Below are 14,226 nucleotides of genomic sequence, written 5' to 3'. Positions count from 1 at the left end.
AGAAGCCAAGCAACGCCGAGAGGTCACTCACCATGGCAGGCGAGACCGTCATCACGGTCGTCGGCAATCTCGTCGACGACCCCGAGCTGCGCTTCACCGCATCTGGTGCGGCGGTCGCGAAGTTCCGTGTCGCGTCCACTCCCCGCACCTTCGACCGGCAGACCAACGAGTGGAAGGACGGCGAGAGCCTCTTCCTCACGTGCTCGGTCTGGCGGCAGGCGGCGGAGAACGTGGCCGAGTCGCTCCAGAAGGGCATGCGCGTCATCGTGCAGGGCCGTCTGAAGCAGCGCTCGTACGACGACCGCGAGGGCGTCAAGCGGACGGTCTACGAGCTGGACGTCGACGAGGTCGGCGCCAGCCTGCGCAGCGCGACCGCCAAGATCACCCGCGCCAGCGGTGGCGGCGGCGCCTCGCGCGGCGGCCAGGGCGGTTACGGCGGCGGTGGCGGCCAGGGCGGCAGCTGGGGCGGTGGCCCCGGTGGCGGTCAGGGCGGCGCGCCCGACGGCGACCCGTGGGCGACCGGCGCTCCGGCCGGTGGCGGCCAGGGCGGCGGTGGCGGCAGCTGGGGCGGTGGCTCCGGCGGCGGCGGCGGTTTCTCGGAAGAGCCGCCCTTCTAAGGGCAGCGCACCAAACTTCTTGATCACACTGGAGAGAGACAATGGCGAAGCCGCCTGCTCGCAAGCCTAAGAAGAAGGTTTGCGTGTTCTGCAAGGACAAGATCACGTACGTCGACTACAAGGACACGAACCTGCTGCGGAAGTTCATCTCCGACCGCGGCAAGATCCGTGCCCGCCGGGTCACCGGCAACTGCACCCAGCACCAGCGCGACGTCGCCACGGCCGTGAAGAACAGCCGTGAGATGGCGCTGCTGCCCTACACCTCGACCGCTCGCTAAGGAAGGGTGACTGAGCAATGGCGAAGATCATCCTCACCAACGAGGTCAGCGGCCTCGGTGCCGCCGGCGATGTCGTCGAGGTCAAGAGCGGCTACGCCCGCAACTACCTGATCCCGCGCGGTTTCGCGATCGCGTGGACCAAGGGTGGCGAGAAGGACGTCGAGCAGATCCGCCGCGCGCGCCGGATCCGTGAGATCGCGACCGTCGAGCAGGCCAACTCCTTCAAGGCCCAGCTCGAGGGCGTCAAGGTCAAGCTGTCGACCCGCGCGGGCGACGCCGGCCGCCTCTTCGGCTCGGTGACCCCGGCCGACATCGCCGCCGCCGTCAAGGCCGCGGGCGGTCCGGACGTGGACAAGCGCCGGATCGAGATCGGCTCCCCGATCAAGACGCTGGGCTCGCACAAGGTGTCGGTGCGTCTGCACCCCGAGGTCGAGGCCGCTCTCGACGTCGAGGTCGTCGCTTCCTGACCCTCGCGCACCGCGTGAACGCCGGGCCCGGAACCGCGAGGTTCCGGGCCCGGCGTCTTGCCGTCCGCAGCGGGGCCGCGGTTCAGGCGCGTACGGCGCCGGTGACGGCCCACTTCCCCGAACGGGCGCGCCAGTGCAGGCCGGCCAGCCGGGTGAGCATCATCAGCCCCATCGCCCACCACAGGGCGGTGAGCCCGCCGCCCAGGGCCGGTACGGCCAGGGCGACGGGGGCGAAGACGGCGAGGGTGACGACCATCGACCAGGCCAGGTAGGTGCCGTCGCCGGCGCCGATGAGGATTCCGTCGAGGACGAAGACCACGCCGCAGACGGGCTGGGAGAGCGCCGCCACCAGCAGGGCGGTCATCAGCGCGGAGCGTACGGCGGGGTCCGAGGTGAACAGCGGGGCGATCAGCGGCCGGGAGACGGCCAGGACGAGGCCGATGACCACGCCCGAGGCGATGCCCCACTGCACCATGCGGCGGCACGCGGCCCGGGCGCCGGCCACGTCGCCGGCGCCGAGGTACCGGCCGATGATGGCCTGGCCCGCGATGGCGATGGCGTCCAGCGCGAAGGCGGCCAGCGACCAGAGGGTGGTGGTGATCTGGTGGGCGGCGATCGAGGCGTCCCCGAGCCCGGCCGCGACCGCGGTGGCGATCAGCAGGACGGCCCGCAGGCTCAGCGTGCGGATCAGCAGCGGCGTCCCGGCCTGGGCGCAGGCGCGGATGCCGGCGAGGTCGGGCCGCAGGGAGGCACCGTGCCGGCGGGCGCCGCGGACCACGACGGCCAGGTAGACGGCGGCCATCGCGTTCTGGGCGATCACGGTGCCCCAGGCGGAGCCGGCGATGCCGAGCCCGGCGCCGTACACCAGCGCGAGGTTGAGCACGCCGTTCACGGCGAAGCCGCCGACGGCGACGTAGAGCGGGGTACGGGTGTCCTGCAGCCCGCGGAGCACACCGGTGGCCGCGAGGACGACGAGCATCGCGGGGATGCCGAGGGCGCTGATCCGCAGGTAGGTGACGGCGTACGGCGCCGCGGTGCCCGAGGCGCCGAACAGTCCGGTGAGGGCGGGTGCCGCGGGGACCGCGACGGCGACCGCCGCGGCGCTGATGAGGAGGGCGAGCCAGATGCCGTCCATGCCCTGGCGGATGGCGGCGGGCAGGTCGCCCGCGCCGACCCGGCGGGCGACGGCCGCGGTGGTGGCGTACGCGAGGAAGACGAAGACGCCGACGAGGGTGGTGAGCAGGGCGCCCGCGACGCCGAGGCCGGCGAGTTGCGAGGTGCCGAGGTGGCCGACGATCGCGCTGTCGGCCATGAGGAAGAGCGGTTCGGCGACGAGGGCGCCGAAGGCGGGCAGCGCGAGGGCGATGATCTCGCGGTCGTGGCGGCGTACGGCCTGCTGGGGGGAGAGTTCGGCGACCTGGGGCACCCGGCCAGGGTAATCATCCACATGTAAGGGACGCAAGGAGATACTGACTCTTACTCGTGGCTGCGTAGGGTGATCTCCTCCGTGCCGTTTGTCGTGATCTTGGGCCGAGCGGGCAAGTTTTTCTTGTCCACAGCGGGTGGATGAAGAAAGCGCAGGTCAGCGGCGTGATCATTGGGTGATTGTGTGCTTGTCCACCGCGCTGTCCCCCGCCCTGTACACAGCTGGAGCACGCTTCTCCACAGGTAGGGGCGGTTCATCAACAGGTCATCCCCAGCCCCTGTGGATAACCGTCTTGGCTGTGAGCCCCGTGGACCCCTACCGTGGGGCGTCGCCCGACGCGCCACAGGTGTGTCCGGGCGGCAGATTGTCAGAGCCGTGGCGTAGGAAAAGGGACACGACGCAGCGGTCAGCGCCGGACGGGGAGGAGGTGGCAGGGGGGTGAGCCAGCCCGAACCCGCGGACGACCACTGGGGGAGCGAACCGCCGTTCCCGCCGGACGGACCCGGTGACCGCCTGCCCGTCTCGCGCTTCCGCCGCAGGGACGAGCGGGACCGCGACCGCGACCGCGACGAGGACCGCGGGGGGTCCGGCTTCGAGCGCGTACCGCCGCAGGACCTGGACGCCGAGATGTCGGTGCTCGGCGGCATGCTGCTGTCCAAGGACGCCATCGCCGACGTCGTCGAGGTGCTCAAGGGCGCCGACTTCTACCGGCCCGCCCACGAGACCGTCTACGCCGCGATCCTCGACCTCTACGCCCGCGGTGAGCCCGCCGACCCCATCACCGTCGCCGCCGAGCTGACCAAGCGTGGTGAGCTCGCCCGTGTCGGCGGGGCCCCCTACCTGCACAGCCTGGTCAACGCGGTGCCCACCGCCGCCAACGCCGAGTACTACGCGGAGATCGTGCACGAGCGCGCGGTCCTGCGCCGGCTCGTCGAGGCCGGCACGCGCATCACGCAGATGGGGTACGCCGCCGACGGCGACGTCGACGAGATCGTCAACTCCGCCCAGGCGGAGATCTACGCCGTCACCGAGCAGCGCACCAGCGAGGACTACCTCCCGCTCTCCGAGATCATGGAGGGCGCCCTCGACGAGATCGAGGCCATCGGCTCGCGCAGCGGCCAGATGTCCGGGGTGCCCACCGGCTTCGCCGACCTGGACTCCCTCACCAACGGCCTGCACCCGGGCCAGATGATCGTCATCGCCGCCCGTCCCGCGATGGGCAAGTCCACGCTCGCGCTGGACTTCGCCCGCGCCTGCTCGGTCACCAACGGCATGCCCAGCGTCTTCTTCTCCCTCGAAATGGGCCGCAACGAGATCGCGATGCGCCTGCTGTCCGCCGAGGCCCGGGTCGCCCTGCACCACATGCGCTCCGGCAACATGACCGACGACGACTGGACGCGGCTGGCCCGCCGCATGCCCGACGTCTCGGCGGCCCCCCTCTACATCGACGACTCCCCGAATCTGTCGATGATGGAGATCCGCGCCAAGTGCCGCCGGCTCAAGCAGCGCAACGACCTCCGCCTGGTCGTCATCGACTACCTCCAGCTGATGCAGGCGGGCGGCTCGCGCCGGCCCGAGAGCCGTCAGCAGGAGGTCTCCGACATGTCCCGGAACCTCAAGCTCCTGGCGAAGGAGCTGGAGGTGCCGGTCATCGCGCTCTCCCAGCTGAACCGTGGTCCCGAGCAGCGCACGGACAAGAAGCCCATGGTCAGCGACCTGCGCGAGTCGGGCTCCATCGAGCAGGACGCGGACATGGTCATCCTGCTGCACCGCGAGGACGCCTACGAGAAGGAGTCCCCCCGCGCGGGCGAGGCCGACCTGATCGTCGCCAAGCACCGCAACGGCCCCACGGCCACCATCACCGTGGCCTTCCAGGGCCACTACTCGCGCTTCGTGGACATGGCCCAGACCTGAGCCATGGGGTGCGCGGGGCCGGCTCGGCCCCGGACGCACCCGGTCGCGTCCTCGTGGCCGTCGTCCGGGACCGACAGCGGTCCGGCGCGGGCCCGTTCCGGGATTCCGCAGGTCGGCCGGCGGCCCCGCGGTCAGCCCAGGGCGACCATCAGGGGTGCGTGGCGGCGGTGTTCGTCGCCGGGGAGGTCGCGGTCGCCCAGCACCATCAGGGTGTTGGGGAAGAAGGGCGCCACGCCGTGCTCCGCGGCCCAGCCGTCGAGGGCGTCGGGGGTGCCGGTGCGCAGGTCGAGGCGGACCGGGGTGCCCGCGTCCCGGGCGACCGCGGTGACCAGCCGCCGGGCCGTGGCGGCGTCCCCGGCGACGACCGGGCCCACGACCAGGGTGTCCGCGTTCAGCCAGGCGGCGGCGTAGCCGGTCAGGACGCCGTCCTCCCCGGCGGCCACCACCACGCGCTCGGCGAACCGGGGCAGGTCGCGCAGCAGGGGTGAGCGGTCGGCGCCGAACGCCTCGGCGTCCAGGGCGAGCAGGGCCGGCAGGTCGGCCTCGGTGAAGGGGCGCGGCTCCGGCGTACCGGCGGGGCCGGAGGGGACGGCGGTCGCGGCGGGCGCCGGCGCGGCGAAGCGGCCGCGGTGCGTGACGACGGTGCCGATCGCCCGGAAGCCGAGCTTCTCGTAGAGCGGGCGGCCGCGTTCGGTGGCGTGCAGGGTGACGGTGTCGTCGCCCGCCTCGGCCAGCACGTGGGTCATGACGCGCCGTCCGAGGCCCCGTCCCTCGTACCGGGCCGCGACCAGGACCATGCTGACCGCCGCCAGGCCGCCCTCGTAGCGGGTGAGGACGGTGGTGGCGGCCATGCCGTCGCCGTCGGGGGCGTCGACGCCGTAGCCGGTGCCGTGGGTGAGCAGGAAGCGCCACTTGTGCTCCTCGGCGCCCCAGCCGCGGCTGACGGCCAGCGCGCTGCAGGCGGGGAGGTCGGCGGGGGTGAGGCGGCGCACGGGGGCCGCGGGGACCGTCGGGGAAGTCATGCGGGCAGCGTGCCGTGGCGGCGGCGGGCGGCGCCCATAGTTTTCCCCTATGGCCATCGGCCGGTGCCTGGCTATCCTCCCGGGGTGACGCTGACCCTGCCCGCCCTGCGGGCGTTCGTGGCCGTGGCGCGTACGGGCTCGTTCTCGGCGGCCGCGCGCCGGCTGGACGTACGGCAGCCGACGGTGAGCGAGTCGGTGCGCCGCCTGGAGGCCGCCGCGGGGCGGCCGTTGCTGGTACGCACCCGTGAACGGGCCGAACTGACCGACCTGGGACGGCGGATCCTGGCCCACGCGGTGGCGGCGGTCGACGCCGCCGACGAGCTCGAGGGGCTGCTGGCCGGGACGTCCAGGCCGTTCACCGTGGGCTTCCTGGGCGAGGCGGCGGCCGGCCGCACCCGGGAGCTGCTGGACCTGGTCCAGGCCCGCGTACCGGGTGAGGTGCGGCTGCGCCGCTACGACTTCGACGACCCCTCCTGCGGGCTGCTGGACGGGCACTCCGACCTGGCCATCGTGTGGCCCCCGCTGGACGCCCCGGGCCTGGGGACGGTGACCGTCTCCAGTGACCGGCGCTGCGTGGCGCTGCCCGCGACGGACCCGCTGGCCCGCCGGAGCGAGGTCGCGCCCGCCGAACTGGGCGGCAGGACCTGGGTGGTGCCGAGGACCGCGGACGCGGCCTACGCCGGTTTCCGGCACCCGTCGGCCGTGGGCGTCGTCCACGTGGCGGGGACGGTGGAGTCCGGCTCGCTGGAGGAGACGCTCGAACTCGTCGCGGCGGGCCGCGGCTGCGCGCTGGCGAGCACGGCGACCGACGAGCACTACGCGCGGTCCAACGTGGTGATCGTGCCGCTGGCCGGGGACGTGCGCTGCACGGTCGCGCTGGCCTGGCGGGCCGCCGACCGCCGGCCCGCCGTCCGGGGGGCGGCGGAGGACGCCGCCCGGCTGTACGGAGGGACGCCGCCGGGCACCGGCCGGGCGGCGGGCGACGAGGGAGGGACCGCGTGGGACGGCTGCACATCTTCGACATGGACGGGACGCTGATGCACGGCTCCTCGGCGAGCATGGAACTCGCCCGGGAACTGGGGCTGGTGGCGGAGTTCCGCGAGCTGGAGCACGCGCTCGGGCGGGGCGTCCTGGACTCGCCGGGCTACGCGGAGCGCGCGTACGACCTGTGGCGGGCGCTCACCCCGGCGCAGGTGGCGGCGGCCTTCGAGGGCGCCCCGTGGCTGGCCGGGATACGGGAGGTGTGGGCGGACATCGCGGACCGCGGGGAGCACTGCGCGGTGGTGTCGCTCTCCCCGGACTTCTTCGTGCGGCGGCTGCTGGGGTGGGGGGCGCACGCGGTCCGGGCGTCGGTCTTCCCTGAGGTCCCGTTCGGCCCGGCAGCGGGGCTGGACGTGGCGGGGATCCTGGTGCCGGAGACGAAGGTGACGGCGGCGGACGAGCTCTGCGCCCGCTACGGCGTCAGCCGCCGGGAGTGCGTGGCCTACGGGGACTCGCTGTCGGACACGGCGCTCTTCGCGGCGGTGCCGGTGTCGGTGGCGGTCAACGGGGACCACCATGTGAGCGGGCTGGCGAGCCACGCGTACACCGGGCGCGATTTGCGTGAAGCGTATGCGCTGGTCGTGGGCTGAATACGTGACGATTGAACGGTGATGATCGTCAGGGAATTGAGTGACGGCTGTGAAAGCGGTGACTCGGGGTAGGGTCGACAGGGTTCCGCGGCAGCGGGGCTCCACATTCGGCTGAGCTTAACGGGATCGGTATCGCCGTTTCCCGTACTTCCGGCTATTTGTCCGGGCGGCGGGAAGCCCTGGCAGGCTTTCCGCGCAGGATGTGTGGCCGACGTACGGACACCGACCGGGAGAAGCTCGAGGCGAAGCTGACCATGGACGCTCTGACCACGAACGCGGCCGAACCGGGCAAGGGAGCGGGGGCTGGGTCCCCCCGATGGTTCACGCCGCACACACCCCCTGACGGGCCGAGACCCCACCACGAGGGCGACGGTGCCGCCGCGCCGAGCCGCCCGGTACGGCCGATAAGGCCGGTGGGCACGGGAGCCGGGCGGACCGCCGACCCGGGACCCGCGCTGCCGAGGCCCGGCCCCGCGCAGGACGCGGCGGGGCCGCGGCACCATCCCGAGCCGCCGGCCCAGCAGTCCCCGCCCAGGGCGGAGGCCCGGCCGCGGTCGGCGCCGCAGAGCGCGGACGCGCAGCTGATCCGGCGCACGATGGAGGAAGTCGCGCCCGTCGCTGACAAGACGACGTCGTATTTCTATGCACTTTTGTTCATACGGCATCCGGAGTTGCGCGAACTTTTTCCCGCCGCGATGGACTCGCAGCGCGACCGTTTGCTGAAAGCGCTCCTGACCGCCGCGGATCACATAGACGACACCGAGATACTCACCGAATACCTGTCCCACCTGGGCCGCGGCCACCGCAAATACGGCACGCGCCCCGAGCACTATCCGGCCGTGGGGGAATGCCTGATCGGGGCGCTGACCCGGTACGCCTCGGCCGTCTGGAACGACCAGGTCGAGGCCGCCTGGGTGCGCGCCTACACGGTGATCTCGCAGATCATGATCGACGCGGCGGCGGCCGACGAGAAGCACGCGCCGCCGTGGTGGCAGGCCGAGATCGTCAGCCACGAACCGCGCACCTCCGACATCGCGGTGGTCAGCGTCCGCCCCGACCAGCCCTACCCCTTCCTCGCGGGCCAGTACACGACGCTGGAGACGCCCTGGTGGCCCCGGGTCTGGCGGCACTACTCCTTCGCCTGCGCCCCCCGCTCGGACGGCCTGCTGGTCTTCCACGTCAAGGCCGTCCCGGCCGGCTGGGTCAGCGGGGCGCTGGTGCACCGCGCCCGGCCGGGCGACGTCCTGCGGCTCGGCCCGCCGGCCGGCTCCATGGTCGTCGACCACAGCACCGACAACGGGCTGCTCTGCCTGGGCGGCGGCACCGGCATCGCCCCCATCAAGGCGCTGGTCGAGGACGTCGCCGAGCACGGCCGCCGCCGGGCCATGGACGTCTTCTACGGCGCCCGCAGCGACCACGACCTGTACGACCTGGACACCCTGCTGCGGCTCGCGCAGCGCCACCCCTGGCTCTCGGTGCGGCCCGTGGTCTCCCACGGCCGCGGCGAAGGGGGGCTGCACGGCCCGCTCCCCGAGATCGTGCAGCAGTACGGCCCCTGGCCCGAGTACGACGCGTACCTGAGCGGGCCGCCCGGGATGATCCGCAGCGGCGTCGACACCCTCGTGCGCGGCGGCATGCCGTCCCGGCGCATCCGGCACGACCTGATCGAGGAACTGGTCGCGGCGGGCCCCTGAGTCCGTCCCCTCACGTCCCCACCCCACCCCACGAGGAGAAACGTTGCCGCAGGAACGTCCCGGCAGTGCGGGCGAGCACCGTGTCCAGGAGGAGATGGGCACGGCCGACCGCGCGGACCGCTTCTACGCCGAGCAGGTGCTGGACCACCTCAACCCGCGGATGCGGGAGTTCACCGAGCGGCAGGAGATGTTCTTCCTGTCCACGGCGGACGGCCGGGGGGAGTGCGACAGCACCTTCAGGGCGGGTCCGCCCGGCTTCCTGACCGTCCTGGACGAGCGGACGCTGGTCTACCCCGAGTACCGGGGGAACGGCGTGATGGCCTCGGTCGGCAACCTGCGCGAGAACCCGCACGTGGGCATCCTGATGGTCGACTTCACCCGCGACCGGATCGGGCTGCACGTCAACGGCCGCGCCCGGCTGGTCCCGGACGGCGCGATGCGGGCCCTGTACCCCTCGCTCCCGGTGGACGCGGTGCCCGGCCGCAGGCCGCAGCTGTGGGTGCGGGTGAGCGTCGTCGAGGCGTACGTGCACTGCTCCAAGCACATCCCGCGGATGGCGAAGGTGCCCCTGCAGGGCGGCCGGGCCTGGGGCACCGACGACGTGCGGCGCAAGGGCGGCGACTACTTCGGGGCCGCGGCCGACGCCGCGCACGCGCGTCCGGCCCGGCCCGGTGGTGGCCACCCTGGCTGGTTCGGGGCCTGAGGGTGCCCGAGGGTGCCCATGGGGGGCCTGGCGGCGTCTGAGGACGTCCGACGCCGCCCGCGCGCCCGCCCGCGGGTCAGCCGAGGTCGGCCGAGAGCAGTCCCAGCACCCCTTCGATGTTGCCGTCAAGGTAGTGCCGCAGGGTCAGCGGCACGATCTCGACGGAGGCGAGCCCGACCCGGCTGAAGGGCACGCGGACCACGTCGTAGGTGCCCGAGGGTTCGTCCACCTCCGGGCCGTGCCGCCGCGAGGGGTCCATGGAGGCCAGCCGGCACACGAAGAAGTGCTGCACCTTCACGCCGTGCGAGCCGTCCTCGCCGATGTGCTCGACGGTGTCGACGAAGGCCGGGACCACATCGGTGACCTTGGCGCCCAGCTCCTCGTCCAGCTCTCTGTGGAGCGCCTCGACGATGGTGGCGTCCTCGGCCTCGACGCCGCCGCCGGGGGTGATCCAGTACGGGTTGAGCCCTGGCTTGGTGCGCTTGATGAGCACCAGGGCGTCGCCGTCGAGCAGGATGGCACGGGCGGTGCGCTTGACCACCGGCCGGGTGGCCGGGGCGGTCGCCGCACCGGGTGTGGCAGGTGCTTCGATGTCCGGGGGCATGCCAGAGATCTGCCGCGGCGCGGGAGGCGGCAAACGCCTCCGGGACGGCGAATCGGAACGTCCCGTTCTCACGGAGGCCACCCGCCGTACGCCGGGCGCGGTCACCAGGCCGCGGAGGAGCGCATCAGCTGCTCGTGCACCCGCGCGATGTGCGGCAGCGCGAGCGTCCCGGCGCGCACCGAGACGAAGTACGTGCGCAGGGGCGGCACCGGCGGCTCCAGGAGCGCACGCGCGGCGCCCGCCGTGATCGCCTCGCAGCACAGGTAGCGCGGCAGGACGGCCATGCCGACCCCGGCGACCACGCACTCCAGGACGGCCCTCAGGTCGGGCACGACCACGGCGGGGACGATGGCGGGGGTGGCGTCGAAGACCGCCGACCAGTAGTGGTCGATCAGCGGCATGCCCTCGTCGTAGGAGATCACGGGGACGTCGTCGAGGACCCGTGCCCCGTGGGTGCGCACCGCGAGCGGGCCGCCGATCCGCTCCTGCCAGGCGGGGGCGGCCACGAGAATCTGCTCCTCGTCCCACAGGGCGGTGGCGGTCAGCAGCCGGTCGCGCGGCCGGACGGTGCCGATGGACAGGTCGTGGTGGCCCGCGGCGAGGCCGGCCAGCGCCTCGTCCTCGCCGGCCAGCGCGATGCGCAGCTGCAGGCCCTCGGCGATCAGCGGGGCGAGGGCGGGGAGGGCGCGCAGGGAGGTGAAGGTGGGCGGCCCGGCGAGGTGCAGGGTGCGGTTGCCGGACTCCTCGTCGAGGTCCGCCTCGGTTATCTCCAGCAGGGCGTCGAGGTGCGGGGCCACCCGGTGGGCCAGGTCGTCGCCGACGGGGGTCGGGGCGACGCCGCGCGGCAGGCGCAGGAAGAGGGGGCGGCCGACCTGCCGCTCCAGGCTGCGGATCTGGCTGGTGACGGCGGGCTGCGACAGTCCCAGCAGCTGGGCGGCCCGGGTGAAGGAACCGGCTCGGTGCACGGTGACGAACGTGCGCAGCAGAGCCAGATCCATGGAACCGCTCCCTCCCAGCCACCGGTACGACCGCAACATATAAATATATCGATAGGTCTGTACCGCAACTGTGATTGGACACTGACGCAGAGTCAACTAGCCTTGTTCGGGCGGATCTCCGCGCGTAAAGCCAGGGTGGTCCGAGCCACGAGGGGGGAGGCTCGGACCACCCATTCTGCGTAGGGCCCTCTACGTAGATATATCTGTTCGAAATGAACGGACGGGGTCAGCGCGCCGCGGCGTCCAGCGCCTGTGTCACGTCCCGCACGATGTCGGCCGCGTCCTCGACGCCGACCGAGAAGCGGACGAAGCCCTCGGGAACGGCGTCGCCGCCCCACCTGGCCCTGCGCTCGGCGGTGCTGGTCACGCTGCCGAAACTGGTGGCCTCGGTGGTCAGCAGCAGCGCCGACAGGAAGCGCTCGGCGTGCTCCTTGTCGGGCAGCGTGAAGGACACCACACTGCCGAACCGGCCCATCTGCGCGGTCGCGACGGAGTGCGCCGGGTCGTCCACCAGGCCGGGGTGACGTACATCGGTCACCTCGGCACGCCGGAGCAGCGCGGCGGCCAGTTCCAGGGCGTTGGCGGCCTGCCGGTCCACCCGCAGCGCGAGCGTGGACAGCGAACGGTGCGCCAGCCAGGCCTCCATGGGGCCGGGGATCGCACCGACGGTCTTGCGCCACAGCCGCACCCCGGCGGCGAGCTCGGGCCGACGGGTGGTCACGTAGCCCAGCAGCAGGTCGCCGTGGCCGGACAGCGCCTTGGTGCCGCTCGCCACCGAGAAGTCCGCGCCCAGCTCCAGCGGGCGCTGGCCGAGCGGGGTGGCGAGGGTGTTGTCGACCGCGACGAGCGCGCCCGCGGCGTGCGCGGCGTCGGCGAGCCGGCGGATGTCGCACACGTCCAGGCCCGGGTTGGACGGCGTCTCGATCCACAGCAGCTGTGCGCCCTCCAGCGCCTCCAGTTGGCCGTCGCCCGCGGTGGGCGCCAGCCGCACCGCGATCCCGTAGTCCTCCAGGCGGCTCTGGAGCGAGCGGGTGGCCTGGTAGCTGTCGGAGGGCAGCACCACGGTGTCGCCGGAGCGCACCTGGGAGAACAGCACGGAGGAGATGGCGCCCATGCCGGAGGAGAAGACCAGCGTCTCGGCGGGGACGTCCGGGGACTCCAGCGCCGAGATCGCCTCCTCCAGCCGGGTCCAGGTGGGGTTCTCGTCACGGCCGTAGGTGTACGGGCCGGTGACGTCGCCCGGCAGGTGGAAGTGCGCGGCGAACACCGGGCCGGGCAGCGCCGGCTCGTGGGGCCGGGCCGGCGGGCGGCCCGCGTGCACGCTGCGGGTGCTGTCCCCCGGCCTGCTCTCGTACTCCGTCATCGCCCTCTCCTCGTTCTCCCCGTCGTCGCGAACGTACAGGCGGAAGATACCGGTGTACGGGCCAACGAACACGGGTGTCCGCTAGGCGGACGCCAGCACCGCCCGCGCGGCACGACCCGCGGCGGCCCCGTAGCCCGCGCCGAACAGGACGGCGTGCACCAGCAGGGGGTGCAACTGGTGCAGGGGCACGCGTTCCCGGCGGCCGGGCAGCGGCCGGACCTCCTCGTACGCGGCGAGCACCCGCTCCAGGTGCGGACAGCCGAACAGCTCCAGCATCGCCAGGTCGGCCTCGGGGTGCCCGCCCTGCGCCGCCGGGTCGACGACCCGGGCGCGGCCGTCGGCGGCGAACAGGACGTTGCCGGACCACAGATCGCCGTGGATCAGCGCGGGCGGCCGGGCTGGGCCGCCGATCCGCGGCAGCAGTTCGCAGACCCGCTCCACCGCGCGGACGTCCGCCGGCGCCATGGCGCCGCCGTCGGCGGCCCGCCGCAGGAAGGGCAGCAGCCGGCCGGCGGCGTGGAAGGCCGCCCAGTCCCCCGGAGCCGGGCGACGGCGACGGCGACGGCAGGGGGAGCGGCCCGATGAAGGCGGGGTACGCCGTCCCGAACCCCGGGGCGGGGACCCGGTGGAGCGCGGCGAGTTCACGGCCGAGGCGCTCGGCCGCCGCAGGAGTGGCAGGACCCGGCTCGACCCACTCCAGCACGAGCGTGCGGTCGTCGGCGGCCAGCACCTCCGGTACGGCCACCGTCCCCGTGCCGCCCAGCAGCCGCAGCCCCGCGGCCTCGGCGGCGAAGAAGCCCGGCGGCGCGTCCGGGAGGGTCTTGGCGAAGACCGTGCCGCCCGAGCGGCGCAGCAACCGGACGGAGCGGCAGACGGAACCGCCGCCCACCGGGCCGGCCTCGGTCACCGGCTCCCCCAGCAGGGCGGCGACCCGGTCCGCGAGCCGGGCCGGAGCGGTCACGGCGCGGGCGCGGGCTCGCTGCCGAGGGCGTCGCGCACGGCGTCCACGAGGCCGTCGGCGGCGGCCTCGCACATCTCCAGGCACTCCTCGAAGCCGCTCAGGTCCCCGTAGTACGGGTCGGGGACGTCCAGGCCCCCGCCGTCCGCGCCGCCGTCCGCGGCGGGGTCGTAGGAACGCAGCAGCCGCACCTTGGCGGCGTCCTGCGGGGTGGGCGCCAGCCGGCGCAGGTCCCGCAGGTGGCCCGAGTCGAGGGCGATCACCAGGTCGAGCCCGGCGAACCACTCGGGCTGGAACTGGCGCGCGATGTGCTCGTACCCGTAACCGGCCGCGCGGAGCACGGCCACCGTACGGTGGTCGGCGCCGTCGCCCTCGTGCCAGGAGCCGGTGCCCGCGCTGTCGGCGACGACCAGGCCGCCGAGCCCGGCGTCCTCGGCACGGGCGCGGAAGACGGACTCGGCCATCGGCGAACGGCAGATGTTGCCGGTGCAGACGAAGCACACCCGCAGCGGGGTGGTGCGGGAGGACGGAGCGCTCATGGGCTCCATGAT

General features: G+C 73.4%; 15 protein-coding genes and 1 pseudogene. 8 read left to right on the top strand and 8 right to left on the bottom strand.

Annotation, left to right across the window (positions count from 1 at the left end; genetic code table 11):
• Positions 1 to 32: 32 nt before the first annotated feature.
• From ACFZAU_RS09865 to rplI, 3 genes are read left to right on the top strand one after another with little or no spacing between them, the layout of a single operon-like run.
• Positions 33 to 617: a single-stranded DNA-binding protein gene (locus ACFZAU_RS09865; protein WP_500551740.1), complete on the top strand. Its 585-nt coding sequence runs from the start codon at positions 33 to 35 to the stop codon at positions 615 to 617.
• Positions 618 to 658: 41 nt separating this feature from the next.
• On the top strand, positions 659 to 895 hold the full coding sequence (gene rpsR / locus ACFZAU_RS09860; protein WP_026250812.1) for a 30S ribosomal protein S18: 237 nt from the start codon (positions 659 to 661) through the stop codon (positions 893 to 895).
• A gap of 17 nt (positions 896 to 912) precedes the next feature.
• Complete coding sequence (rplI, locus tag ACFZAU_RS09855; RefSeq protein ID WP_089225418.1) at positions 913 to 1,362, top strand: 50S ribosomal protein L9; 450 nt, start codon at positions 913 to 915, stop codon at positions 1,360 to 1,362.
• Positions 1,363 to 1,444: 82 nt separating this feature from the next.
• On the opposite strand, the gene ACFZAU_RS09850 is transcribed toward rplI, so the two are convergent.
• Positions 1,445 to 2,788: an MATE family efflux transporter gene (locus ACFZAU_RS09850; protein ID WP_500460799.1), complete on the bottom strand. Its 1,344-nt coding sequence runs from the start codon at positions 2,786 to 2,788 to the stop codon at positions 1,445 to 1,447.
• 438 nt (positions 2,789 to 3,226) lie between these two features.
• Between ACFZAU_RS09850 and dnaB the strand changes: the two genes are divergently transcribed.
• Positions 3,227 to 4,702, top strand: coding sequence for a replicative DNA helicase (dnaB, locus tag ACFZAU_RS09845; protein ID WP_500460797.1), 1,476 nt, complete (start codon positions 3,227 to 3,229; stop codon positions 4,700 to 4,702).
• A 131-nt stretch (positions 4,703 to 4,833) separates the two neighbouring features.
• Here dnaB and ACFZAU_RS09840 read toward each other — a convergent pair whose 3' ends face one another.
• Positions 4,834 to 5,724 (bottom strand): GNAT family N-acetyltransferase, encoded by an 891-nt coding sequence (locus ACFZAU_RS09840; RefSeq protein ID WP_500551739.1) that lies wholly within the window; start codon positions 5,722 to 5,724, stop codon positions 4,834 to 4,836.
• A gap of 84 nt (positions 5,725 to 5,808) precedes the next feature.
• On the opposite strand from ACFZAU_RS09840, the gene ACFZAU_RS09835 reads away from it, so the two are divergent.
• The 4 genes from ACFZAU_RS09835 (at position 5,809) to ACFZAU_RS09820 (ending at position 9,752) form a co-directional block, all read left to right on the top strand.
• Positions 5,809 to 6,762, top strand: coding sequence for a LysR family transcriptional regulator (locus ACFZAU_RS09835; protein ID WP_500551738.1), 954 nt, complete (start codon positions 5,809 to 5,811; stop codon positions 6,760 to 6,762).
• Positions 6,723 to 7,355 carry an HAD family hydrolase gene (locus ACFZAU_RS09830; protein ID WP_500551737.1) on the top strand — a complete coding sequence of 211 codons (633 nt, stop codon included), beginning with the start codon at positions 6,723 to 6,725 and terminating at the stop codon, positions 7,353 to 7,355. The genes ACFZAU_RS09835 and ACFZAU_RS09830 overlap by 40 nt, the downstream gene beginning before the upstream one ends.
• 254 nt (positions 7,356 to 7,609) lie before the next feature.
• The gene (locus ACFZAU_RS09825; RefSeq protein ID WP_500551736.1) at positions 7,610 to 9,049 is read left to right on the top strand and encodes a globin domain-containing protein; all 1,440 of its coding nucleotides are present in this window, start codon (positions 7,610 to 7,612) and stop codon (positions 9,047 to 9,049) included.
• 43 nt (positions 9,050 to 9,092) lie between these two features.
• A complete protein-coding gene (locus ACFZAU_RS09820) occupies positions 9,093 to 9,752 on the top strand; it encodes a pyridoxamine 5'-phosphate oxidase family protein (protein ID WP_500551735.1) in 660 nt (219 codons plus the stop codon).
• Positions 9,753 to 9,828: 76 nt separating this feature from the next.
• Here ACFZAU_RS09820 and ACFZAU_RS09815 read toward each other — a convergent pair whose 3' ends face one another.
• From ACFZAU_RS09815 to ACFZAU_RS09790, 6 genes and pseudogenes are all read right to left on the bottom strand, one after another.
• Positions 9,829 to 10,356: an NUDIX domain-containing protein gene (locus ACFZAU_RS09815; RefSeq protein WP_500551734.1), complete on the bottom strand. Its 528-nt coding sequence runs from the start codon at positions 10,354 to 10,356 to the stop codon at positions 9,829 to 9,831.
• A gap of 101 nt (positions 10,357 to 10,457) precedes the next feature.
• Positions 10,458 to 11,354 carry a LysR family transcriptional regulator gene (locus ACFZAU_RS09810; RefSeq protein WP_499604675.1) on the bottom strand — a complete coding sequence of 299 codons (897 nt, stop codon included), beginning with the start codon at positions 11,352 to 11,354 and terminating at the stop codon, positions 10,458 to 10,460.
• 226 nt (positions 11,355 to 11,580) lie between these two features.
• A complete protein-coding gene (locus tag ACFZAU_RS09805; protein ID WP_500551733.1) occupies positions 11,581 to 12,717 on the bottom strand; it encodes a cystathionine gamma-lyase in 1,137 nt (378 codons plus the stop codon).
• Between the two features lie 81 nt (positions 12,718 to 12,798).
• Positions 12,799 to 13,362: a fructosamine kinase family protein gene (locus ACFZAU_RS09800; RefSeq protein WP_500551732.1), complete on the bottom strand. Its 564-nt coding sequence runs from the start codon at positions 13,360 to 13,362 to the stop codon at positions 12,799 to 12,801.
• A pseudogene (locus ACFZAU_RS09795) lies at positions 13,346 to 13,606 on the bottom strand (fructosamine kinase family protein); the annotation flags it as partial. The pseudogene ACFZAU_RS09795 and the gene ACFZAU_RS09800, both read right to left, overlap by 17 nt.
• A 68-nt stretch (positions 13,607 to 13,674) precedes the next feature.
• On the bottom strand, positions 13,675 to 14,214 hold the full coding sequence (locus ACFZAU_RS09790) for a low molecular weight protein-tyrosine-phosphatase (protein ID WP_500460788.1): 540 nt from the start codon (positions 14,212 to 14,214) through the stop codon (positions 13,675 to 13,677).
• Between the last annotated feature and the right edge of the window lie 12 nt (positions 14,215 to 14,226).

It is taken from the genome of Streptomyces sp. NPDC008238, from assembly GCF_042956445.1.
In the GTDB taxonomy this organism is placed as follows: Bacteria; Actinomycetota; Actinomycetes; order Streptomycetales; family Streptomycetaceae; genus Actinacidiphila.
The sequence above is the reverse complement of the archived record's forward strand: the minus strand, read 5'-3'. Positions and strand labels throughout refer to the sequence as shown.